The following is a 22,962-nucleotide window of genomic DNA, read 5'->3' as shown; positions in this document are numbered from 1 at the left end:
GAAGTTGTCGCTAGTAGTTGTTTGGGACAGTGCGGTAACGGGCCGATGGTGTTGGTGCTACCAGAAGAGGTTTGGTATAGCGGTGTTTCTGCTGAAGAAGTTGCGGCAATTACCGATCGACATTTGCGGGGTGGAAAGCCGATAGAGGCGATGCTTTATCGTAAGTTTCACCGCCATTCTGTAGGGGCGGTACCCCCGAACCCGCCCGCCGATGTTTAAGCTTTTTTGCTGTGTACTTGAATGCGTTTGTCGGTTTTTTGCTTCTTCACCCAAGAGACAAATTTCTGGAGTTGAGGGTCATTTTTGAGCTTTTCTAGGGTGTTGAGCTCTTGGGCGAGGTGTTTGTTGTCGAATAGAGAGTGTATCTGGCGGTGACAAGCTGAACAAATGTCGATCGTCTGGCTGGGATCTTCGTTTTTCCGCTTGGTGTTTTGTTTGGGGATGAGGTGGTGGGCGGTTAATGCTGCCATTGGTCGAGTCGATCGCACAATTCGCACTGCATAATTTCCTCAATGCTGGTGGATGGGAGAATTGCTTCTTTTAATTTAGCGTCATTTAGGGCGATCGGCTTTGAGAAAGTCAGTAAAGGTCGATCGCACTTCCCAAACAATAAAAAACCCCCAACCGGGGGTCATCTTAATTTTATCAGGTGGGACAGGCATCTTGCCTGCCCGCTAAGTACAAAAGCCTACGCTCAAATTATGTACAGCAGCACAAACAAAACAATCCAGATCACATCGACAAAGTGCCAATAAATCTCAGTCGCTTCGATGCCGAAGTGGTGTTCGCTGGAATAGTGATCTTGTACACGCGCGATCGCCAAACGACCCCAGCCATCAGCACCACTCCAAACGTCACGTGCAAACCGTGAAAAGCAGTCAAAACGTAAAAGCAACTGGCATACAAATTAGTCGTCAACCCAAACTCTAAATGAGTATATTCGTAAACTTGACCGCACAAGAAAACGACGCCCATAGCGATAGTCACGAGCAACCAATTTCGCATACCCGTCGCATCATTCTTTTTGATCGCAGCATCCGCATTGTGAATCACAAAACTACTAGCAATCAGAATCACCGTGTTAATTCCCGGCAGCAATAACTCGCGATCGGGTGTACCTTCAGGCGGCCACATCGGGGCCATCGCCCGATAAATCAAATACGCGGCAAACATACCCATAAATATCATGCCTTCAGATCCCAAGAACACAAGTACGCCTAGCATTCTGTGGTCGGGATGCTCTTCGCCGTGCGCTTCTATTTCGGCGCTGTGGTGGTAATTTAGAGCCGTTTTTTCTGGATCGATCGCTGGAATTTGTTGCATAATAAATTGCTAGTTGGTAATGGATGTTGAAGGAAGAAGGAAGAAGGAAGAAGGAAGAAGGAAGAAGGAAGAAGGAAGAAGGAAGAAGGAAGAAGGAAGAAGAAGGAAGAAGGAAGAAGGAAGAAGGAAGAAGGAAGAAGGAAGAAGGAAGAAGAAGGAAGAAGGAAGAGAACATTCGTGCCAACAATTGTCTGAAAATCTTTGTATCTCTCGTTTATAGCGGAGGCTCGATCCCCCTAAATCCCCCTTAAGAAGGGGGACTTTGAGTGTGTCCGGTTCCTGCATTCTCAAGGGGGGCTTTGAGTATGTCCAATTCCTGCATTCTCAAGGGGGGTTTTGAGTATGTCCAATTCCTGCCTTCTCAAGGGGAGCTTTGATTGCTTCTTGTCCCCCCCGACCTAAGGGGGGCTAGGGGGGATCGAGAGCTTAATCGTCAGACAGCAGAGCGGTACTAGGTTTGACGTGTTTGTTGACTGATGACTGATGACGTTCGCGAGCGGGGACGCTCGCGCTAATCACTAATGACTAATTGCTATCTTGACTTTCATCACCAGGAGAATCAACGTTTATCTCTGATTCAGGCTCGACCAAAGTAGCAGTCCCGCCAAAGAAAGTGGAAACTTGAGCCTCCGCAATCGGAATACCCCGTTTCTGGGCGTTGCGTGTCGCATTTTCCCTCAACTTCAGCCTGAGACGTTCGCCAGTGTTCTGAATTTTTTCCATGCCGTAATCGTAAGGCCCGGTTGCCAATACCGGTATTCCTTCAAAATTTTCGATCGGCGGTGGCGAAGTCGTCATCCATTCCAAACTTAAAGCTTGCCAAGGATTGTCACCTGCTTTCGGGCCGTACCTCCAACTCCAAATCACGTTAACAATAAACGGGATTGTCGAGACTGCCAGCATATAAGCGCCCACAGTACAAATGACATTAATTGTCGTAAATTTTGGGTCGTACATTGCCACCCGCCGGGGCATTCCTTGCATCCCCAAAGCGTGCATCGGCAAGAAAGTTACAGTAAAGCCCACATAGGTTAAAACAAAGTGAACTCTACCCCAAAATTCGTTAAGCATCCGCCCCGTCATTTTGGGGAACCAGTGGTAAAAAGCCGCGTAAATTCCAAACACTGAGCCGCCAAACAGCACGTAGTGTAAGTGAGCGACGATAAAATAAGTATCGTGAACGTGAATGTCGAAAGGTACCGAAGCTACCATGATCCCGGTGATGCCGCCGAGGAGGAATGTTGAGATAAAACCCATCCCAAATAACATCGCACTCACTAGGCGGAGTTTGCCGCCCCAAATAGTTGCCAACCAGCTAAATATTTTGATCCCAGTGGGTACGGCGATGATCATGGTGGTGATCATGAAAAACATCCGCAGCCAGCCGGGAGTACCGCTGGTAAACATATGGTGCGCCCACACGATTAAGCCCAAAAAGCTGATGGCGAGACTGGAATAGGCGATCGCCAAATAACCAAAAATTGGCTTGCGCGAGTGCACTGGCAACACTTCTGAAATCACCCCAAAAAAGGGCATGATCATAATGTAAACTGCCGGGTGCGAATAGAACCAGAATAAATGCTGGTAGACGACCGGATCGCCGTTACCAGTCGGGTTAAAAAATGCCGTTCCCGCTAACAAGTCAAAGGATAGCAAAATCAAGGCTGCTGCTAGCACTGGAGTAGCAACTAAAGTCAGCGCTGAAGTCGCAATCATTGCCCAGCAAAACAAAGGCATTTCATTGAGACTCATGCTCGGAACCCGCATCGTGAAGATGGTAACGGCAAAATTTACCGCCCCCAAAATCGAAGAAGTTCCCAGGAACAAAACGCTGAGAATCCAAATTTCTTCCCCCATTTGAGCAGTAACTAAGCTCAAAGGCGGATAGGAAGTCCAACCAGCCTGGGGAGCTCCCACCAAAAAACTGCTCAACAGCAATACGCCGGCTACGGGAATCATCCAAAAAGCCAGGGCATTGAGCCGGGGAAATGCCATATCTTTTGCCCCAATCATCAGGGGAATCAAAAAGTTAGCAAATCCGGCGCCTGCGGGGACAATCCATAGGAAAATCATCACCGTGGCGTGAACAGTAAATAAACTGTTATAGAGTTCCGGGGCGACAAAATCGGAGTCGGGTGTGGCGAGTTCGGTTCGCACTAAGGTAGCCATCACGCCGCCGATTAGATAGAATCCAAAAGTTGTAACTAGGTATTGAATACCGATGACTTTGTGGTCGGTATTAAATGTGAAATAATCTCGCCAATGTCTATCGGCGGGTGCTGTTCCGCGAGCATCTATGTTGGCAGTTTCTTGGAACTGTGCTTGTGTCATAGTTATTAGTCATTAGTTATTAGTCATTAGTTATTTGCTCTGGATTAAATATCCATTGCCAGGAACTAATGACTATTTTTTGTGATGAGTTGGATGAAGTTGTTCTAGACTTTCGGGATTAATTTTTATTTCCCTGACGTAGGGAGCTAAGAATTCCCCGTCTGACATTTTTTCGGGATTGATGGCAACTGCTTGCTCTAAGTTTTGAGCGCTAGCAACTTGCTGTTCTTTCACCCAAAGGTCGAAGTCTTCGGGTGTGTGAACGAATGCTACAGCTTTCATTGCTCCGTGATATGCGCCGCACAATTCAGCACAAACAATTCGGTATTCGCCGACTTTGTTTGGTATAAATCTTAGTTCGCTTCCTCGCCCAGGAATTGCATCTTGTTTGAGCCGAAATTCGGGCATCCAAAATGCGTGCAGCACGTCTTGAGCTGCAAGATTTAGCTGTACGTCGCCGTTGAGTGGCATATGCAGTTCACCGGAACTAACGCCACTTTCTGGATAGCTAAAAATCCAGGCGTACTGCAAACCCATGACATTTACTACTAAGTCTGCTGGTTTTTCTTCGTTTTCTGGGGCAGCACCTACGCCTAGGGCAATTTGTTTTTCTGGCTGAATTTGAGGGGCTTTTTGTGGTGTATCTGACAGCGTGCCTGCGATCGCACTTCCGCGCATTTTAGAGTGCGATTGCATTGTACCGTGATCGTGATTACCCATCGGATCGAGGCCACCCATTGAGTTGTAAATCTCAAAACTGTAGACTCCGATACCTAAAATAATCACCGCTGGTAGGGCTGTCCATAGAATTTCTAAGGGAAAGTTATCATGCCAAGCTGGCCCGTCTGTATTGTCTCCTTCACGACGGCGATATTTAATTACAGCAACGACTATCACTCCGTGGACTAGGATAAATAATCCTATGGAAAGTGTCATCATTGTGTTGAATAGTCCGTCTATCTGCGATGCTTGAGCCGAGGCGGCGATCGGCATTAATCCATGATTCTGGCCGTACCAGAGACTGATCAGAGTCACTCCGATGCCGACGAGCATGGTGAGGATGGAACTTGGAATGTTCAAGCTAGTACCTTTTAGTAGCGACACTTCTTCGCTGGAATAATTAGGGAAGCGCCTCTGGGTTGTCAATTTTTAATTGTAGATTGACATTTTGAACACAATGCCTATCTTAAGGCTTACTTAATGCTTAGTATTTTTGGGCGATCGCTCCTTCGCATGAATACGGCTTATGTCCCTTGACAAAAATCAGAAAAAATGGTAACAAATTTGTTTTCTTTGCTACTAAATTTGAGATTGTTTTTCAAACACCATTAAATGCTGCTGGGGTAACATATCTTTTGTCTCTTTCCATACTAAACCGACGGCGGCCATTTCTTTTTTCACCTGTTTCTGGGTCATTTTGTGCAAACCTTTAATGGGAAGCAGCGGATTTTCGCCCCGATACTCGATCGATACTGTGCGGCCTCCTGGTTTCAGTGCTTTGACAATTCCTTGCATCATTTCTCTGGGATAGGCAAACTCATGATAGGCATCCACCATCACAACTAAATCGACGCTGTTTTCCGGCAAATTGGGATTGTCGATACTTCCCAAAACTGGCTCAACGTTAGAGATATTTTTTTCTTGTTTATTTAATTCAATAAAGTTGAGCATTTCCGGCTGTACGTCAACGGCGAAAACTTTTCCTTCGGGAACTAGGGGGGCGATACGAAAGCTAAAATATCCGGTTCCGGCTCCAATATCTGCTACAATGTCGGTTGGTTTTAAATCTAGATTGTTGACTAATCGAGCTGATTTTTCTTCCATGCCACGAGATGGTCTTTCCAGCCAACTAGCGCCTTGATATCCCATGACTTGGGCAATTTCTCGACCCATGTAAAATTTGCCGGTGCCGTCGGGATTGTGGATTGTTCGCTGCTGATAGATTGTATCTTGGTTGGCGATTTTATTGGCTGCTGATGCGCCGAGATTGAGCGGAAATACGCAAACTATTGTCAGGATGATTGCTGTTAATAATTTAATGAATTGTGGGATTTTATTCACGGTATTTATGATTGTGTATTTGAATGGTTACTCGCGATCTGCCCATTGGTGACGACTTAATGTTAAACGTAATTAGGTACGTAGTTGCGCTTGGGCGCTCTTTATAATATAAGCTAAGAGCGCTGAAGCGCAACTACGTACCTTAGGAATATTGAGAATAGTTCAAGATTTAGCTGACGGCGGATGATAATAATTTGATTGTACCAGCAGTTGCGTCGATTTCGACTTCTTTGCCGATCGGCAAAGTGAACTTATCCCGAATGTGTCCCACCATCGAACCGTACCAGGCGGGAATATTCAAGGGGCGAATGCGATCCGTCAAGACTTGAGACAAGGTGAGGGACTCTTGCGGTTTTTCGGCCTCGCACTTGGTGCACTGTCCGAAAACAAAACCGGATATTTTATCAAGAATGCCTGCTAATTGGAGCTGCGTCAACATTCGATCGATACGATAAACCTCTTCGCTAACTTCCTCGACAAACAAAATACTGTTTTCCCAATCCGGCAAATAAGCTGAACCGATTAGTGTTGAGATTACCGATAAATTGCCGCCGATGAGTTTTCCCCTAGCTGTGCCGCGCCGGATGGTCTCTACAGGCATAGTTTTGGAGTTTTGCATGGTCACAGAACCTCCGTCAAACAAAACTTTTTTGACGTAATCTACTGTAAAGGGACTCCAACTGGAGACACCTAAAGGGCCGTGGAAAGTAACTATATTAGTTTTAGCATGAATTGCCAATAATAGGGCAGTAATATCGCTGAATCCCATAATAATTTTGGGATTGTTGCGGATTATATTGTAATCCAGGAGTGGCAAGATGCGACCGCAGCCCCAGCCGCCCATCCCGGTAAAAATAGCTTGCACTGAGTCGTCGGCAAAGGCTGCGTTGACATCGGCGGCGCGATCGGCATCTTTGCCTGCTAAGTAGCCGTAGCGGTCGTAAAAATGCTCTCCTAGCTTAACTTTTAAGCCTAGGTTATCCAGCACTTTGAAAAATTGCTGCACTTCTTTTTCGTAGTTGAAAGCGGCAGGATTGATTAAGGCTACTGTATCGCCGACTTTGAGGCGGCGCGGCTCGATCGCACTTTTCGACAATAGGTTGTTTTGGGCGATGGGTAAAAGCTGAGTACCAATAGCAGTCAGCCCAAAAGTTCTGAGCAGGTAGCGGCGGGCGAAAGTCATAACTGTTAGGTAATTTGTGCTATAATTGTATAGCAAAATTTCTGCCAGCTCAGCTAAAAATTGCCAGTTGCGAATGAAAACAGACAGTAAAATCTCAGCTAAAAAATCCTGGGCCAAATCTTTAGCCCGTCCTGCTGCGGAGTTTCCGCTGACTCAGCTATCGGTTAAAAGTGGTAAAATTCCCGACGGATTGCGCGGCACTCTCTACCGCAACGGGCCCGCACGTTTGGAACGCGGCGGTGTTGCTGCGGGACACTGGTTTGATGGCGACGGTGCAATTTTGGCAGTACATTTTACTGATGTCGGTGCTGCTGCTGTTTATCGCTACGTGCAAACAGCGGGATATCTAGCTGAAGAAAAAGCCGATCGATTTCTCTACAGTAATTACGGCATGACAGCGCCGGGCTCTGTGTGGTTGCGGTGGACGAAAACAGTTAAAAATGCTGCGAATACTTCTGTTTTAGCTTTGCCCGATCGCCTTTTGGCACTATGGGAAGGTGGGCCGCCTCATAGCCTTGATTTACAAACCCTAGAAACTCTGGGAACGGACGATTTAGGCAATTTAGATAAGGAATTTAGTTATTCCGCTCACTGCAAGTGCGATCCGATTACTGGGAATATTTTTAATTTTGGAATTACACCGGGTCTGAGTCCAAAATTGAATGTGTATAAAAGCGATTTTACTGGCAAAGTCGTACAAAAATCAACTGTTTCTTTAGATGGAATTTCCCCGATCCACGATTTTGTGTTTGCGGGAAAGTATTTGATATTTTTTATTCCGCCGGTGCAAGTCAATTTGTTGCCATTGTTAGCGGGAATTAGCAGTTATAGCGAGTCCTTTAAGTGGAAACCGGAATTAGGAACGCAGATATTAGTTTTTGACTCAGAAACTCTGTCTTTAGTTAGTCGCGGCGAAACCGATGCTTGGTTTCAGTGGCATTTTGCTAACGGTTTTGTCAAGGAAGATGGTTCGGTGGCGGTTGATTTTGTGCGCTTTGCTGATTTTACAACTAATCAACGACTGAAAGAAGTAGCGACTGGTGAAACTCACACCGATGCAGAGGGTATTCTTTGCCGAGTGCATCTCAATCCTTTGACAGGGAAAGTGACAGGAATAGAAGAATTGTTGGATAAACCTTGCGAGTTTCCGGTTGTACCTGCTTCAGAAGTAGGACAAGACTCGCGGTATATTTATCTGGCAATGTATCGGGCTGATGTTGATATTGTAGCGGAACGTTATGGCGCGATCGCCCGTTTGGACACGCAAACCCGCAATCTCACAATTGCCGACTGCGGCGAAAATCGCTATCCCGCAGAACCCATCTACGTTCCAGATATTTCATCGGAGAAAGGTTGGATTTTGACAGTTATTTACGACGGCAATTCTGATAGCAGCGAAGTGTGGATATATGAGTGCGACGGACTTTCGCGCCCGCCTGTTTGTCAGCTAGAATTGCCTGGTGTCATACCTTTGGGCTTTCACGGTACTTGGAAATCGACCGTCTGAGAAGATTGTAAAGAAGTGTTGCGGAAGATTTATTAAAAATTGTTGCAGCTTTGAGGTGGAGTTGTTAACGTGTGTGTAGATAGGAGATTCTCATATCTAGGAGGTTTCATCAGTTGACAGTTGACAGTTGACAGTTGACAGCTACCTATAGCCGTCGATAGAAGAGGATTGGAGCAATGAATCATTTTGTTTGATTTTCCCCTAAATGGGGAAGCTTCAGACCCAATTTTAAGGTATGGAATTTATGCTCTGTATTGCTCAAAAATCCCGGCGAAGGTCATTCGCGACTACACAAACAAAGTCTGCCTTCGCAGACTAAAGAAAGAGGGAAATTAAGCCAAAGTCGGTATGATTTTCCACCTGGTTTTCCCATCTCAGGTTTGTCTGCTTGAATGAGGTTGAGTAGCCAGATTTACAACCAATTTCTGGCAAACCAAAAGTTTAGTTCAACTCACGCGCCCGTTGGCGATTCAAAAGTTTTGAGTTAACTCCACAAAATTCATAACTCGCAACTTATAACTTCGCGCGCGGTGAGTATCAAAATCAGAGGGTTTTATCTATGCAGCTTCAAGGAAAAACAGCTCTAGTTACAGGGGCTTCACGTGGAATTGGGCGATCGATCGCCCTGGAATTAGCCAGACAAGGAGTCAAACGCTTGCTGATTGTAGCGCGCAACCGCCACCAGTTGATCGAATTGGCAGAGGAAATCGATGTTTTTGGTACAGAAGTAGTGCCGTTAGCTTTAGATTTAACTCAGTCAGTGGCGGTGAATATTGCGATCGCCCAAGCTTGGCGAGATAACGGCCCAATTCACCTGCTAGTCAACTGTGCAGGCGTCGCGCACCAAGCATCCTTTTTGCGATCGCCGCTACCGTTAATTGAGGAAGAAATCGCCTTAAATTTGCTGGGAACTTACACGATTACCCGCTTGATAGCCCGACGAATGGCAACTCAAAAAGACGGAACAATCGTCAATGTTTCGAGCTTGATGGGCAAAATTGCTGCTCCGACAATGGCAACTTATTCTGCTACGAAATTTGCCATTTTGGGCTTTACCCAAGCATTACGCAGCGAGTTAGCCGCCTACAATGTTCGAGTCACAGCTTTGCTACCATCTCTAACAGATACCGACATGGTGCGAGACTTAGAGCAATTTCGCTGGGTAGTGCCCACAACTCCCGAAAAAGTGGCCCTCGCACTTGTCGCGGGATTGCACAAAGATGCGCCGGAAATCTTGGTGGGATATCAAAGTCATTTAGCGGTTTGGTGTCACCGAATTGCGCCTTGGTTGCTGGATTTGGTGTTGCGGATGGCCACTCCCGAACTTAGGGATAAATCGCGGGGCCGTAAATTGCGAGAGGCTTTAGCTGGCGGGCGATAAATCTGTTTCGGCTACGTAGGGTGCGCTTCGGCGCACCTTCTTACGGTTACTCGGCGGTTGAAACCGCGTCTACACAAACGATGTCCGCCTCCGCGGACTAAGAAATAAAGCGATCGCAGGGTGTACGTTTCTGTTAAAGTTAATATTATTCTAAATAATATTAAGCTTGCCAGAATGAACAATATAAAATCATTACTGAATTACAAGAGTAGCCAAAAACAAAAAATTTCAGTTCCTCCAAGTCCTCTGGTTGAATTTGCCTCAAGTTGGCGGATAGCTTGGGGGAAAATAGATGCGATCGCAGATAATGCAGCGTGGCGAGATGGTTTCTCAGTCCCTCTGAAAAATTTGTGATTGTAGGCGATATTTGGCTCAGCAATCGATCGCAATTGCTGGAAAAATTGGGCATTTCTGCGAGTAGTTGGCAGGGGTGCGATCGCCAATTAGTGGCTCAACTGTGGGAACGCTGGGGCCCTGAATGCTTGCCGCTGCTGGCGGGTATGTTTGCGTTTGCGGTTTGGGATCGTCAATCGCAGGTTTTGCGGCTGGCGCGCGATCGCACGGGCGCGCGCACTCTCTACTACACTACTGTTGGCGCGACTCGCTGGATTGCGCCTCAACTGCGGGCGATCGCACAATACCACTCAAAGGCGATCGACCTCGTAGCGCTGCGAGATTACCTGTGTTGTTCGTTCGTTCCGGGCGATCGTACCCTGTGGCAGCAAGTCCGAGAACTGCGCCCAGGAAGCATTTTAAGCATTCCTGACGAGACAATTTCGGCATACTGGGAACTGCGAGAACAAGTTGTCGAGGCGGAACAATCTTTAGAATGGCACGGCGCGAGATTGCGAACTCTTTTAGATGAAATTGTCCGGGAATATTTGCCAGCAAATCAACCTGTAGGCGTCTTTCTTTCCGGCGGGTTAGACTCTAGCTGCATCGCGGCTTTAGCTGCTCAATTTTGCGATCGGCCAATTCACAGTTACTCAATTCATTTTGGCGAAGAATGCGCCAACGAATTAGAGTTTTCCAGTTTAGTCGCCCAACACTGTCAAACTGAACACCACATTTTAGAAATTAGCTTTCGGGATATGTGGGAAAAGTTGCCAGAAACTATGGGTTACTTAGACGATCCGATCGGCGATCCGCTGACAGTGCCAAACTTGCTATTAGGAAGAATGGCGCGGGAATCAGTCGAAGTAATTCTGAACGGCGAAGGCGGCGATCCCTGTTTTGGCGGCCCCAAAAATCAACCAATGTTAATGAATAGCTTGTACAATTCTGTCACGAACTTGGATTCACTGCCAGCATATTTGCTTTCATTTCAAAAGTGCGCTGCGGATTTGCCTCAACTGTTAAAACCGGAAATTTGGGCAGCGATGCAAGCAGAACCTTCGGTATTTAGTGCGGATTTGAATGCAAGCGGCAATTATCTGAATCGATTAATGGCGTTAAATATCAAGTTTAAGGGGGCAGACCAGATTTTGACCAAAGTGAACAATTTGACTCAAGCTGCGGGCTTGCACGGGCGATCGCCTTTGTTCGATCGGCGAATCGTGGATTTGAGTATGACGATTCCGCCTGAGTACAAATTATCCGGGGTTGTGGAGAAAGCTGTGCTCAAACAAGCGGTGGCAAATTTGCTGCCGGCTCAAATTTTAGACAGGCCCAAAAGCGGGATGCTAGTTCCCGTACAGCAAGGGTTTAAGAGGTTTTGGCAGCGGGAGGCTAGGGGTTTGCTATTGTCAAGAAGAGCTGCTATTGCTCCTTATTGTAATCAATCTTTAATTGCTCAATGGTTAGATTATGAAGGAGATACTTGGGGGCGTTATGGCGTTAAGCTGTGGCTATTGACAAGTTTAGAGCTTTGGCTGCAAGGTAATAAGTAAGATCATGTCCGAGCGATTGCACATTATATTTGTAGGGACTTAGGCAGTGCCCATTAGTGTCAACTTAAGCCTGAAACCCCTGAGAATTCTCGCTTTTACCCCAGTCTAGATCCCCCTAAATCCCCCTTAATAAGGGGGACTTTGAGGATATTTCTTGTCCCCCCCTTATTAAGGGGGGTTAGGGGGGATCGAAACTTTGATACCAACAAGAGAGACGGCCGGTTTGACGTTAAGTTGACACCAATGGGCACTGCCGTGTCCTTTCCTCGTAACCCCACAAACCTCAACCAAAACTATCAACAACATAGATAGAACTCTCCGTGCCACCTAGCAGAATCAAACTGCTGTCATCGCTGCCTATATCTCGACTTCCAGCAATTCCTCGATTCAGAATTTGAATCAGTTTCTGAGGACTAAACGATTCCAATTCTACATAATTACCTAATTCCAACCACTGCAATTCCTCAGCGGATAAATCTTGGCGGATTGCTGGCGGCAATTGTACAGCATCTCGTGCCGAACTCTCAGAACTTAGAACAAACATATTGTCGCCAGCCGCCAGAATTTGCTTCGGTAACAATCCAATATCAATAATTATCGCGCTGTTACCTGGGAACCAATTAGGACTCGTGCGTAGGTGGTTAACTAAACCAATTCCTTTGGGACTGCAATCGTGCAAAGCGTACACTTTTAAGTCGGGATTGCGGCGCAGCATTTCCATCGTTGTATCGAAGATACTTTGAGGATATCCGGTAATACTGAGGACTGCACAGTTGTTTTCAAAGTGAAAATAGTTGGCGATTAAGAATTGGGCAATTTCCGGGCGATCGCACACCAGCAATCTATCGAAACTGTAAGCGCTGACATCGGCATTGACGGCGGCATTTTCATTTGTATCGCGGGGAGGTGGTAGCATTTTAGTCATAGAGTTAATTGTTGTCCAAGTATTAACCCAGCCTTGAAACTGATTTGACTCAATCGTAAAGTCTTGACTATTTGCAGGTTTATTTTCATTTTTTAAGCCACCCAAATAGATAGATGTCATTCCGATAATGCAGCTTGCTAAAAACAGCGAAAAGGAACTTGATAACAGATTAAAACCAATTCCGAATACCAGAACTATTACTCCCCTAATTTGCAAATTTTTTGCAAATTTCTGGCGTTGTTGATACAGATACTTGCTAGAACGGCTAGCAGTAAAAGTTTTTGCAATCAATAAACTATTAATCGCAAACATTATGAGACTCCAAGCTATACTCGATTCAGGAAATAGAATCAATGTGCAGAAAAGAGCCAAGATACCCGAAACTATATTAATAATTAGGTATCCGGGGATTGTGTGGGACATATCATCAATTATTGGTTTCGATCGCTTGTCTAAAAGGTAAAATAACTGTTTAGGGGTAAAAAACAGCGTATCGTTAACCGAAATATCTGCGATCGCCTTGGCAAACATCGGGTCAGTTATTTTGACACCAGTCATTGCAGTCGGTTCAAAAGCAAACTTATGGCCGCACTTGAGACAGCGGCCGCGCCACGCTGTGCGGTCTTTTAACTTGTTTTCAGTTCCACATTTGATGCACTTCATAAAAGTCTCCTATTGATTATTCAAAAAACTTGATTTGCTAGCAAAATGCTGTAATCTTCTCTTTGGCGAATTAGGCGATGTTGGCTATTTTCTAACAGCACTTCCGCAGGTTTTGGGCGGTGCAAAAAGTGCGACGACATGGCATATCCGTAAGCGCCAACATCCAAAATACCAAGGATTTCGCCAATAGTCAAAGCCGGAAGTTGACAGTTTTTCCCCAAATAATCCCGCGAATAAGTCGTATTGCCACAAACATCGGTAAAATGTAGAGCATCCCGACAATTCCAGGTACAAATTTCTCGATAACCACCATGAACCGACGGTACTGAAAGATTAGCAACAGTCGTATCTACACCGACAATTTGTTTAGCTTCTTGCCATTTTGTGGAAACAACTTGAGCCAGCAAAGTAGCACATCCTGCTATGGCGGCTCTTCCTGGTTCAATTATTAAGTCAATTGCGCGGTCTAATTGACAAATCCTGCTGGTCAATTCGGCCCCAAATAGTTCCCAGTCAAAGGCTGTACCCCCGCTGTGGTAAGGATAGCCAAAGCCCCCGCCAAAGTCGAGATATTCCCAATCTGGCAATTGCTGGGCTGCGGCAATTATGGTATCAATTACTTGAGTAAAGGCTGCGGTTGAATTAGTGCCGGTACCGCGATAGAAATGTAAGCCACTTAGCTTTAATCCGGCTGTTTTGGCGATCGCAATTGCTGCGGGAAATTCGGGCGATCGCACTCCAATACGACTTTCCCCCGTTAATTCGGGCAAATTCAGCCTCAAACCCAGACTGGGCGGTTCTAAAGCCTGCTGGTTTTCCCTCAGAGATTGGTACACTTCGCAGCACAACTGCAACTGGCTAAGACTGTCGAAATTCAAAGTTTTGACACCCCATTTGAGAACTTGTTCCATCTCATCTCGGTGCAAATTACTGCCACTATAAACAATATTTTTGGGTGCAAAACCTGCCTGAATTCCTAAATAAATATCTCCCGGTGTATTGGCGTGCAATCCCCACCCGCTATCCCGAAAAATTTGCAGCAGGGCGATGCTACCATTGGTGACGCTGGCAAAACAAAATTGAGTTCGCGGATAGTCGATCGCCTTAGTAATGCGGTCAATAGTTCGGCGCAAAATGTCGCTTTGATAAACGTACAGCGGCGAACCGTAGGTGGCTAATAACTCTTGGGCTATAGCTAGAGTGAAAGGCGGTTGTTTGATGATTGATTTGCGATCGGTAATTGTTTGCATAAGTGTAAAGTATGTATTTAGTCTCGCGTTGCGCGGACTTCGTTTGTGTAGACGCGGTTTCAACCGCCGAGTAATCAAGGGAGTAGCTTTCATTCTCCCCACCGCTGACGGTAATTCCAAACCTGTCGAGGCAACCAAAAGGGATGATTCCAAGATTTATTTTTCACATTTTTACCTAAAATTTGCGATCGCCAATTTTGCCACATCACCAACAGCCAAATCATCTCGCCAATGCGTCGGCCTTGAATTCCGGCTGCGAATTTGCCGGACATAATTTGAGCCGCTAAATCTGGTTTCCAGTGTTTCTCCGATCGCAACACGGCAGGATTCAACCAATCGCCGATGTCATGCCAAAATTCATTAAAACACCACGAAGTTAAGGGCACGCCCATACCGCGCTTTTCCCGCCACACTATGTCCGCAGGTAGCCAATTTTCTACCGCCCGTTTGAGGATGTATTTCTCGCAAGCACCTCGCAAACACAGTTCTCCCGACAGTTGAAATGTCCAGTCTGTGAGGGCAAAATCACAAAAGGGCGATCGCACTTTCAGACCAAAAGCCAAAGCCAAATTAGCAGCCCGCGGATGGATGTTCTGCGCGCCTTTCAGCATCAAACCCGCGCGGCGGAGGCGGTGCAGCAAAGACTCGCCCACAGAAGGATTAAGAGCCTCTAACAGCCAATTTTGAGGCTGCAAATCCTGAATTTGAGTGTAAATTTCCGGCTGATAAACTTTAGATTCGTATCCCCAAAGGCGGTGAAAAGTTCGCAAGTATTGCAAGGCAAAAGTTTGGTCTCCGGCGGGATTTGCTGCTTGATAAACAGCCGCTGCAATCAGGGGTTTATTCGTCCAGCCCGCAAATAATTGATCGCCACCTTCGCCGTTAAAAACGATCGCACATTCTTGACTCGCAGCCTCATTTAACAGGTACAGCGGGACTGTAACTCCGTCACCAAAGGGCAAATCTAAAGCTTTCACCGCAGAATGCAAGACTTGTTTAATCCGATGTGGCCTAGCATCTACTTTTACCAAGGGAATGTTCAGCGAATCGGCAACTTTTTGGGCCCAAGGATATTCGGGAATTCCGGCCTCGCCGAAGTCGAGAGTATAAGCGCGGACTTTGACTCCGGCTTTGATTAATAAGGCTGCGACTACTGAGGAATCTAAACCGCCTGATAGAAATACTCCGACATTTTCATTACTATTTATATCAGAAATTTGACGTTCTACAGCATTTTTAAGTAAGTTTTGTAATTGTGTTATTGCTTCTGCTTCGTCTTGTATTTTTTCTGAACTTTCTCGCCATTCTAACAAGCGTTTTGAGTTGGCTTCAAGAATGACACCGCTATCTCGATCGCACTCCCAAGTTAATTCGGTTCCGGCGGGAACTGCGAACACATTTTCTACAGGAGTTAAGGGAGTTGGAACGTAGGAAAAACAGCTATAGCCGTACAAGCCGGGAATGCTAATATCTGGTTTTTTGCAAATATTTAATAGCAGTTGTATATTCGATGCAAACCAAATACTCTGCCCGATTTGCGTCCAGTAAAGTGTTACTCGCCCAAAGGGTTCTCGTCCCAAAATTAGGCAATTTTCGCGGACGTTTGCCCAGGCATCAGGTAACAGCAAACCGTTGGATGATGGATAAGTCGATAGCCCAGATGCTGAGAGGGCAGCGATTTGCCAAGTTTTAGCGCTTTTTTGGGTTGGCAAGTGCTGCGGGCGATCCTCTTCGAGGGCTTCGCTAACGCACTCCGTACTGACAACATTCCAAATTGGGTAATTTTCGTCGCCTGTGGTGGCGAAACTGGACAAATTATCGACTTTTTGGACTGGGATTTCTGTTGCAGATTGGCTAACTATTTTGGCTAGCAGTGCTTCCAATTTATCGCGGGAATCGCTGCCCCAGTATCCTATAAATTGACGCTTTTTGTTTATTTTTACCATGTTAAAATGAATCCATAGGCGAGTTTTTGATGATTATTTAACTTCAAAGGATGTACTGCCGATCGCCCGACTTTCAAGAAACATTTTAACTTGCCACTTTCCGGTAGCAGCAGCAGCACCAATTTTGTAACGACATTGAGTATTCCAAATGGATTTGTCGATTTCGCGAGTTTGATAGCGGTTTTGTTTGACAACTTGACCGCTGGGATCGATCCAATCGCAGGATATCGATAGTTTTTTGCCTAAAGGTGCATCCTTTAAGGTAGTACGGTAAAAGATTTCGGGATTGTTTTGGCGGAAAATAACAGTCAAATTGCCGCCATCATCCTGCACGGAAGTTATGCGGTTTTGTTGCATTGAAACGCGGGCGATCGCTTGTTCATTTTGGTAAATGTAGAATCCGGTAATTGCGATCGGTACCACCCCAACTACCACCGCTAACAATCCAAAAATCCACCGATTGCGTTGCTGCTTTGCCAGTGCTTCCCGACGCTGTAACTGGATTAAAGCCTCATCTAGCAACTCAGTCGGCAAGCCCAATTCCTGCAAAACTTGTGTGACTTCTTCGGAACTAAGTTCAGCCTCCCGGACGTTAGAAAGGCGTTCTACTTCAGCTACTATTTGCGTTAATTGAATTTGAGTCAGTCGATTTTCCATATATTAAGAAGCTGTAGGATTTTTTCATGAATGTGGTTTACTAACACCAGTCAATTAACATTATGAAACAGGCTGAGCTTCAAGTCAATTCATAAACATCATAATTTTGAACTCATAAAAGTCATAATTAATCGTTGGCGCTGTTGAATTTTGTTCGGAATTTCCCCAACCAATTGCTAAACTGAGCTTGTAGTGCGATTAAGAGCCCGATAGCTACGCGCACGCGTACTTTTGCCTAAAATGAGCAACAGCCTAATCGAGTCCAATTCGATAAACACCCACTGGGATTGCCCCGAGTGCGAAGGCACAGGTACAGTCAACGGAGAAACTTGCCCCGAATGTCTCGGAGCAAAATACATTGATATTGATGCGCTAATTAGCTGGATGCTCGCTTTTATGGAATCTCGCGGCTGCAATCCCGATGAAATCGACCAATTGCGAACCGAAAACCCAGATGCGCTGACATTAACTTTTTGCCTCGAACTTTGTATCGCCCTGAAATAAACAACAACAAAAACTCTCTCTTCTCTTCTCTTCCTTTGCGCCCTTCGCGCCTTCGCGGTTCAATAAAAAAATCTCATTCACAAATCCTTAAAAATTACCAAATTAAGTCCCAATAAAACCTACGCACGGGTAGTCAGAAACCGGGTTTTTTAGAAAAATTATTCGTTATCACCCAGAGATTAGGTAAAAAACCCGGTTTCTTTGGTCTTAATGCGTAAGTTTTGCCCAATATTCATTTTCCCTGCACGGGATGTTGCCCGTAATAAGGCAAAGCATCCCACCAATCAGGGCGACTTCCTTGTTTCCACTCCAAATAAGCTAAATCCAACACACCAGAAACCGACGAACCCAACTCGCTACCAACTTCAATTAACTGATAGGAATTTTCCCAGCTTTCCAGCTTTTCCTGCCAAGATTCAGGAGTCATTACGGTATCAGGAAATAACTCAGTTAAACCCGAATTACCGTTAACTGAATAAACAGCGCCAAACAATTGACCTCGCTGTGCGGGCATTTGCAGCGCAATATCCTCTCTCAAAAGCCCCCCCTTAGCAAGGGGGGGTTGGGGGGGTTCCACACTCAAAAGCCCCCCCTTAGCAAGGGCGGGTTGGGGGACTTCCTCACTCAAAAGCCCCCCCTTAGTAAGGGGGGGTTGGGGGGGTGCAGCCCAAGCAACAGCCGCCAAAGTTGAAATAGTAAAAACCGGAATATTCAACTGTTGAGCCAAAGTCCGCGCCGTCACCATACCCATGCGAGTCCCCGTAAAACCTCCGGGCCCCTTTGCTACTGCAATAAAAGCCAAATCTGCCCAAGTTTGCGGCGCGATAAACTCTACTAAATACTGGTGTAAATCCGTTGCTAAACTGCGGCCCAAATTCCAAGTTTGGCAGCGATTATCGCCGGAAAAATTGCTGATTGCTAAACCTAATTCTGGTGTTGAGGTGTGCAACGCTAAGCCGTATTTTTTTACTAATGTTTTGTCTTGGGGATTGCTATTCACGATTACTGATAATTTTCCTTCACAAAAAACAGCGGCAATGCCACAACCAAGCAACCCAATAGAATGCCAAATATTCCCGTGTTTAAAATCCTTGAATTGCCCATGCCACCAGTTATCAAAAACAGCACTACTAAACTGGCAAATAAATTCTTGTTCGCAAATTCTTTGTCTTGAGAAACTTGATGTTTGACAACCATAAAACCGGATGCAACTATAAGCGCGAACCAAGAATTAAAAATGACTATTTGAGAGCCAAAGATAAACCAAACTAAAGCAAACATGAGCGAATCGAGCCAGAAATCCTGAGTTTTCAACTTCGGAAGCCAAAATTCTTGGGTAACAACTGGGGCGATTTTCTTGGCTAATTGATTGTGTTGCAGCCGCAGGAGTTTGTTTTTTAATTGAATTTTGGGATCGATTTGCAATACTTCCTTCCACTCGGGGACGCGAGAATTGTTTACTCTTCCCAACAGCTTAATGGCTGTGACTTTATTTAACTGCAAAGCGGTGAGTTTGGTGGCAATTATTTGGGATAAGTGCGGATAGTGAACAGGATTGTCTTCGGTTCTGTTGATGACGATATTGAGCTTTTGCTTGGCTTGACTGATTTGGATTGTAACATTGTACGGGGCGATCGCCTCTTGTAAAGCTTGCTGAATTTCGGCTTGCTGTTCCCGACCCAAAAGCGCAGGTGCCGGGGCCAGTGCAGGCTTCGATTCTGCGCTTGTTTCCGGCGCATCCAGCACGGGCTGCGCGTCTAAATAGACCGGCTTGGGGTTCAACTGCCGGATGACTGCGGATGCTGAATTGTAGCGCCGGTTGGTGGCACTTTGGAGCATCGTGTCGAGGATGCGGCCGAAATCGTCGCTAACAGCACTCTTCAAATAATTGCGCCAAGCCCAGGAATCTTCGGCGCCCTCGAACAAGTCGAAGGGAGGAATGTGAGTCAGCAAGTGAATGCAAGTAACACCCAAACTGTAGATATCGCTAGCAAAAACTGCTTTTCCCATCAATTGTTCTGGGGCTGTATAAGCAGCGCTGCCGATAATTGTACCAGTTTGTGGCAATCCGGTTGCTGTTACTTTCTTTGCTGCACCAAAGTCTACTAAAACTATATCTTTTTGGAAAGGAGAGGGTTGATAGGAATTTTCTAAGGCGGGTAAAGGGGCGGGAGATAGGCGGCGGCGAATGATATTTTCTGGTTTGATATCGCGGTGAATAACTTTGGATTTGTGAACGAAGTGGATTACGGGCAATAAATCGTTGAGGATTTGTCGAATTTGGGTTTCGGTGAATGCTCCTTTTTGTTCTAATTCTTGAGCTAAATTTTTGCCGTCTATAAATTCTTGTACTAAATATTGTCTTCCCTCTTGTTCAAAATGCGCGATTAATTCGGGAATTTGGGGATGTTTTCCCAAGGTTTCTAGCTGGGCTGCTTCTTGGTGGAAGAGTTGGGCGGCTTTTTCGGCTGCGGTGTTTTGCGGGAAAAATTGCTTGATGACGCACTGCCCAAAAGTCTGGGGTTTGGTTTCATCAACTGCTAGGAAAGTTCTGCCGAAGCCTCCTTGCGCGATCGGCTTTATGGTACGGTAGCGAGATGCTGATGGCGATTGTTCGTTAGTTAACAACAATTTTGAGCCGCAACTTTGGCAAAATTCTGCATCACCGGGGTTTTGCGGATTCTGACAAGTTGGGTTTAAGCAATAGGACATTTGATTTTAGATTTTGGATTTTAGATTTTAGATTTAGGAATGGGGAATTGGGAATTGGGAATTGGGAATTGGGCATCGGGCATCGGACATCGGACATCGGGAATTGGGAATTGGGAATTGGGAATTGGGCATCGGGCATCGGACATCGGACATCGGGAATTGGAACTAAAAAATACCAACTGTTAACGAAGAGGGCGGGCACGGGGGCACTGCCCCTACCACAGGTCAAATGTCTACGGTCTACTAACAACTAATAACTAATAACTAACAACTAACAACTGTCAACTGTCAACTGTCAACTGTCAACTGTCAACTGACTCAAGTCGGGACGAGTTCGCCCGGCCGCAATTTTGCCCATTTGCCGGTCTCTTGTTTGAAACTTTGACACCCGACTACATCCCATTCCATTTCTACTTCGTCTTGACGGGGGCGGATGTTGACGTTGATGGTGGGTTCTACGGGGTCGAAATCGGGTGTTTCGGTGAGGTGGATTTGTTCGTGCTGTCCTTCTACGGCGTGGTATGTGAAGCAGCGGTCTACATAGTGGCAGTTAATACAAATACACATTCTTGATATCCTCTGTGCATTTCAAAAAGATTGGTGAATTTTGAGCTTTCTGTTAATCTAGCGTAGCAAGAGTTTTATTGTTTGTAAGGAAAGTAGATTTTTGTTGCGATGCCGATGAATTTGCCACCTGCGTTATCTCCTGAGACTTGGCCGTTCGATTTGGAACTGCTGACACCGCCTGTTTATTTGGTGGGCGGCGCGGTGCGGGATGCGCTGCTGGGCCGCCGATCGCACTATTTTGATTTGGATTTCGTTATGTTAGCACGGGCAGTGAAAACTGCTAGAAAAATTGCCGATCGCACGAAAGGCGGATTTGTGTTGTTGGATGCGGAACGACAGATTGCGCGGGTGGTGTTTGCGGGCGGTACGGTGGATTTTGCACAGGCTTTCGGGGGGAGTCTGGAGGAGGATTTGCACCGCCGCGATTTTCGGATAAATGCGATCGCCTGCAATCCTTTTACCGGAGAAATCATCGATCCTTTGGACGGTCAAACTGATTTGCGGTTGGGTTTGCTGCGGATGATTTCGCGATCGAATTTAGAGGACGATCCGCTGAGGTTATTAAGAGCTTACCGCCAAGCAGCACAGTTGGGTTTTGCGATCGAACCGGAAACTTTGCAGGCGATTCGGGAATTGGCGCCGTTGTTGAGTCGGGTGGCGGTGGAACGGGTGCGGACAGAATTGGGTTATTTGTTGAGCAATAATAACGGTGTTCCTTGGATTTGTAAGGGTTGCGAAGATGGGTTGTTTTCGATTTGGTTTGAAAGTGCGATCGACCGTTTCGATATCTTGACAAAAATTGACTCGTGTGCTGCTGATTTGGCGGCAATTTACCCGGAGTTGGAGAGAGAGTTTGGGCGATCGATTCGAGATACAATTAAAACGCCGTTGTTGGCGATCGGGAAGTTGGCTGTTTTGGCAAATTCTGACCCGACAATCGCTGAAACCGAGTTGCTGCGGTTGAAGTACAGCAATGCAGAGATTAAAAGTGCGATCGAGCTTTTGAAATATTTGCCACAACTTCAAGCACAACCGATTGCAGAAATGTCCTTACGAGAACAGTATTTCTTGTTTCGCGACGTGGGAATAGTATTTCCAATTTTAGCAGTTTTAGCCATGGCAGCGGGAATTGCGGTTGAGGAGATTGCACTGTTAATTAATCGCTATCTCGATGTCGGTGATATAGTCGCCCATCCCACACAATTAGTGAGCGGCAATGAGTTAATGGAATCTTTGAATATTCCCAGAAGTCCGCGCATCGGTCAATTGTTAATGGAGATTCAATTAGCGCGGGTGGAAGGGAGAATTGCGACTCGCGAAGATGCCCTGAAATTGGCGTCAGACTTTGTTGCGGTACAGCCAGATTTGATATAAATACAAATCCCTAAAATGTATAGCGGTTATCAGAAAGATTAGGTACGTTGTTGGGCTTTAGCCCTCTGACTGCCGCATACAAAATACGACTTTGAAACCTCGTTGACTCCTAAATTCGCCTCGGCAGATTAAAGATGAGGTATGAGGTACGTTGTTGGGCTTTAGCCCTCTGACTACCGCATACAAAATACGACTTTCAAACCTCGTTTATCCCTGAGCCAGCCGTTTATCCCTGAGCCAGCCTAGTTTGTTGAGGATAAGTTTAAACCGCCGATTTATCTTTGAGCTCCGTGCTGTTTGAGTAACTTAACAATCTCCGGAGTGGATGATTTGTAAGCAATACTTAAAGCAGTTGCACCATTTTTGTTTCGAGCGTTTACATCCGCACCCTTTGCAAGAAACAACTTTACTAATGCAGGTTTTAATTGCGGAGAGATACCAGTATTGAATTGCACAATTCTCATCAACAGAGTAGTATTATCGTAAGGATCTGGAGCGTTGACATCAGCACCGCGATCGATCAATAATTTTACAATCTCGATATTTCGACCGGAGACAGCGCTGTACAGTAAACCTGATGGTACTTGGGGTTTATTCTTGAGAAGTAATTCAATTATCTCTTGCTTCTTTTTTTCAGACTCAAACCTATTGATTACAGAAAAAAAGGTGTTATCATTCACCTTGGCGCC

General features: G+C 45.8%; 21 protein-coding genes and 2 pseudogenes. 8 read left to right on the top strand and 15 right to left on the bottom strand.

What is annotated here, in order from left to right; genetic code table 11:
- Positions 1 to 219 (top strand): annotated as a pseudogene (locus JGK20_RS26955) (hypothetical protein); the annotation flags it as partial.
- Here the strand turns inward: JGK20_RS26955 and JGK20_RS26950 are convergent.
- The 3 genes and pseudogenes from JGK20_RS26950 to JGK20_RS26940 form a co-directional block, all read right to left on the bottom strand.
- Positions 216 to 470 (bottom strand): hypothetical protein, encoded by a 255-nt coding sequence (locus JGK20_RS26950; protein ID WP_293232765.1) that lies wholly within the window; start codon positions 468 to 470, stop codon positions 216 to 218. The pseudogene JGK20_RS26955 and the gene JGK20_RS26950 sit on opposite strands and share 4 nt — an antisense overlap.
- A complete protein-coding gene (locus JGK20_RS26945; protein WP_293232763.1) occupies positions 458 to 610 on the bottom strand; it encodes a hypothetical protein in 153 nt (50 codons plus the stop codon). Before JGK20_RS26945 ends, JGK20_RS26950 begins: the two co-directional genes overlap by 13 nt.
- A gap of 84 nt (positions 611 to 694) precedes the next feature.
- A pseudogene (locus JGK20_RS26940) lies at positions 695 to 1,323 on the bottom strand (heme-copper oxidase subunit III).
- A 19-nt stretch (positions 1,324 to 1,342) separates the two neighbouring features.
- On the opposite strand from JGK20_RS26940, the gene JGK20_RS26935 reads away from it, so the two are divergent.
- A complete protein-coding gene (locus JGK20_RS26935; protein ID WP_293196527.1) occupies positions 1,343 to 1,543 on the top strand; it encodes a hypothetical protein in 201 nt (66 codons plus the stop codon).
- Between the two features lie 305 nt (positions 1,544 to 1,848).
- On the opposite strand, the gene ctaD is transcribed toward JGK20_RS26935, so the two are convergent.
- The 4 genes from ctaD to JGK20_RS26915 all read right to left on the bottom strand — a co-directional run bounded on the left by ctaD (position 1,849) and on the right by JGK20_RS26915 (position 6,934).
- The gene (gene ctaD, locus JGK20_RS26930) at positions 1,849 to 3,654 is read right to left on the bottom strand and encodes a cytochrome c oxidase subunit I (RefSeq protein ID WP_293176938.1); all 1,806 of its coding nucleotides are present in this window, start codon (positions 3,652 to 3,654) and stop codon (positions 1,849 to 1,851) included.
- Positions 3,655 to 3,726: 72 nt separating this feature from the next.
- On the bottom strand, positions 3,727 to 4,734 hold the full coding sequence (locus JGK20_RS26925; protein ID WP_293176942.1) for a cytochrome c oxidase subunit II: 1,008 nt from the start codon (positions 4,732 to 4,734) through the stop codon (positions 3,727 to 3,729).
- A gap of 219 nt (positions 4,735 to 4,953) precedes the next feature.
- Positions 4,954 to 5,715: a class I SAM-dependent methyltransferase gene (locus JGK20_RS26920; protein WP_293176937.1), complete on the bottom strand. Its 762-nt coding sequence runs from the start codon at positions 5,713 to 5,715 to the stop codon at positions 4,954 to 4,956.
- Positions 5,716 to 5,884: 169 nt separating this feature from the next.
- A complete protein-coding gene (locus JGK20_RS26915) occupies positions 5,885 to 6,934 on the bottom strand; it encodes an LD-carboxypeptidase (RefSeq protein WP_366039527.1) in 1,050 nt (349 codons plus the stop codon).
- 37 nt (positions 6,935 to 6,971) lie between these two features.
- On the opposite strand from JGK20_RS26915, the gene JGK20_RS26910 reads away from it, so the two are divergent.
- The 3 genes from JGK20_RS26910 (at position 6,972) to JGK20_RS26900 (ending at position 11,675) form a co-directional block, all read left to right on the top strand.
- On the top strand, positions 6,972 to 8,405 hold the full coding sequence (locus JGK20_RS26910; protein WP_293232762.1) for a carotenoid oxygenase family protein: 1,434 nt from the start codon (positions 6,972 to 6,974) through the stop codon (positions 8,403 to 8,405).
- 559 nt (positions 8,406 to 8,964) lie between these two features.
- On the top strand, positions 8,965 to 9,786 hold the full coding sequence (locus JGK20_RS26905) for an SDR family NAD(P)-dependent oxidoreductase (protein WP_293205560.1): 822 nt from the start codon (positions 8,965 to 8,967) through the stop codon (positions 9,784 to 9,786).
- A gap of 314 nt (positions 9,787 to 10,100) precedes the next feature.
- Entirely contained in the window at positions 10,101 to 11,675 is a 1,575-nt protein-coding gene (locus tag JGK20_RS26900; RefSeq protein ID WP_293232761.1) for an asparagine synthase-related protein, read from the top strand.
- A 283-nt stretch (positions 11,676 to 11,958) separates the two neighbouring features.
- Here the strand turns inward: JGK20_RS26900 and JGK20_RS26895 are convergent, their stop codons facing one another.
- From JGK20_RS26895 to JGK20_RS26880, 4 genes are all read right to left on the bottom strand, one after another.
- Positions 11,959 to 13,263: a hypothetical protein gene (locus tag JGK20_RS26895; protein ID WP_293232760.1), complete on the bottom strand. Its 1,305-nt coding sequence runs from the start codon at positions 13,261 to 13,263 to the stop codon at positions 11,959 to 11,961.
- 20 nt (positions 13,264 to 13,283) lie between these two features.
- Positions 13,284 to 14,513 carry a decarboxylase gene (locus JGK20_RS26890; RefSeq protein WP_293232759.1) on the bottom strand — a complete coding sequence of 410 codons (1,230 nt, stop codon included), beginning with the start codon at positions 14,511 to 14,513 and terminating at the stop codon, positions 13,284 to 13,286.
- An 89-nt stretch (positions 14,514 to 14,602) separates the two neighbouring features.
- Complete coding sequence (locus tag JGK20_RS26885; RefSeq protein ID WP_293232757.1) at positions 14,603 to 16,459, bottom strand: asparagine synthetase B family protein; 1,857 nt, start codon at positions 16,457 to 16,459, stop codon at positions 14,603 to 14,605.
- Positions 16,460 to 16,492: 33 nt separating this feature from the next.
- Positions 16,493 to 17,116: a DUF3859 domain-containing protein gene (locus JGK20_RS26880; protein ID WP_293193191.1), complete on the bottom strand. Its 624-nt coding sequence runs from the start codon at positions 17,114 to 17,116 to the stop codon at positions 16,493 to 16,495.
- Positions 17,117 to 17,356: 240 nt separating this feature from the next.
- Here JGK20_RS26880 and JGK20_RS26875 point away from each other — a divergent pair, with 240 nt between their 5' ends.
- Complete coding sequence (locus JGK20_RS26875) at positions 17,357 to 17,620, top strand: hypothetical protein (RefSeq protein ID WP_293193190.1); 264 nt, start codon at positions 17,357 to 17,359, stop codon at positions 17,618 to 17,620.
- Positions 17,621 to 17,852: 232 nt separating this feature from the next.
- Here the strand turns inward: JGK20_RS26875 and tsaB are convergent, their stop codons facing one another.
- Complete coding sequence (gene tsaB, locus JGK20_RS26870; protein WP_293193189.1) at positions 17,853 to 18,620, bottom strand: tRNA (adenosine(37)-N6)-threonylcarbamoyltransferase complex dimerization subunit type 1 TsaB; 768 nt, start codon at positions 18,618 to 18,620, stop codon at positions 17,853 to 17,855.
- 2 nt (positions 18,621 to 18,622) lie between these two features.
- The gene (locus tag JGK20_RS26865) at positions 18,623 to 20,332 is read right to left on the bottom strand and encodes a serine/threonine-protein kinase (protein WP_293176924.1); all 1,710 of its coding nucleotides are present in this window, start codon (positions 20,330 to 20,332) and stop codon (positions 18,623 to 18,625) included.
- Positions 20,333 to 20,371: 39 nt separating this feature from the next.
- On the opposite strand from JGK20_RS26865, the gene JGK20_RS26860 reads away from it, so the two are divergent.
- Entirely contained in the window at positions 20,372 to 20,518 is a 147-nt protein-coding gene (locus tag JGK20_RS26860) for a hypothetical protein (RefSeq protein ID WP_293176922.1), read from the top strand.
- Between the two features lie 132 nt (positions 20,519 to 20,650).
- Here the strand turns inward: JGK20_RS26860 and JGK20_RS26855 are convergent, their stop codons facing one another.
- Entirely contained in the window at positions 20,651 to 20,899 is a 249-nt protein-coding gene (locus tag JGK20_RS26855; protein ID WP_293146353.1) for a Ycf34 family protein, read from the bottom strand.
- Between the two features lie 108 nt (positions 20,900 to 21,007).
- On the opposite strand from JGK20_RS26855, the gene JGK20_RS26850 reads away from it, so the two are divergent.
- Complete coding sequence (locus JGK20_RS26850) at positions 21,008 to 22,273, top strand: CCA tRNA nucleotidyltransferase (RefSeq protein WP_293176920.1); 1,266 nt, start codon at positions 21,008 to 21,010, stop codon at positions 22,271 to 22,273.
- A 275-nt stretch (positions 22,274 to 22,548) separates the two neighbouring features.
- Here the strand turns inward: JGK20_RS26850 and JGK20_RS26845 are convergent.
- Positions 22,549 to 22,962, bottom strand: a 414-nt coding sequence (locus JGK20_RS26845) for an ankyrin repeat domain-containing protein (RefSeq protein WP_293232755.1), incomplete at its 5' end; no start/stop codon positions are given.

This window comes from Microcoleus sp. PH2017_05_CCC_O_A, from assembly GCF_020738785.1.
Taxonomy (GTDB): Bacteria; Cyanobacteriota; Cyanobacteriia; order Cyanobacteriales; family Microcoleaceae; genus Microcoleus.
Note: the sequence above shows the minus strand (reverse complement) of the source record. Positions and strands in the feature narration are given on the sequence as shown.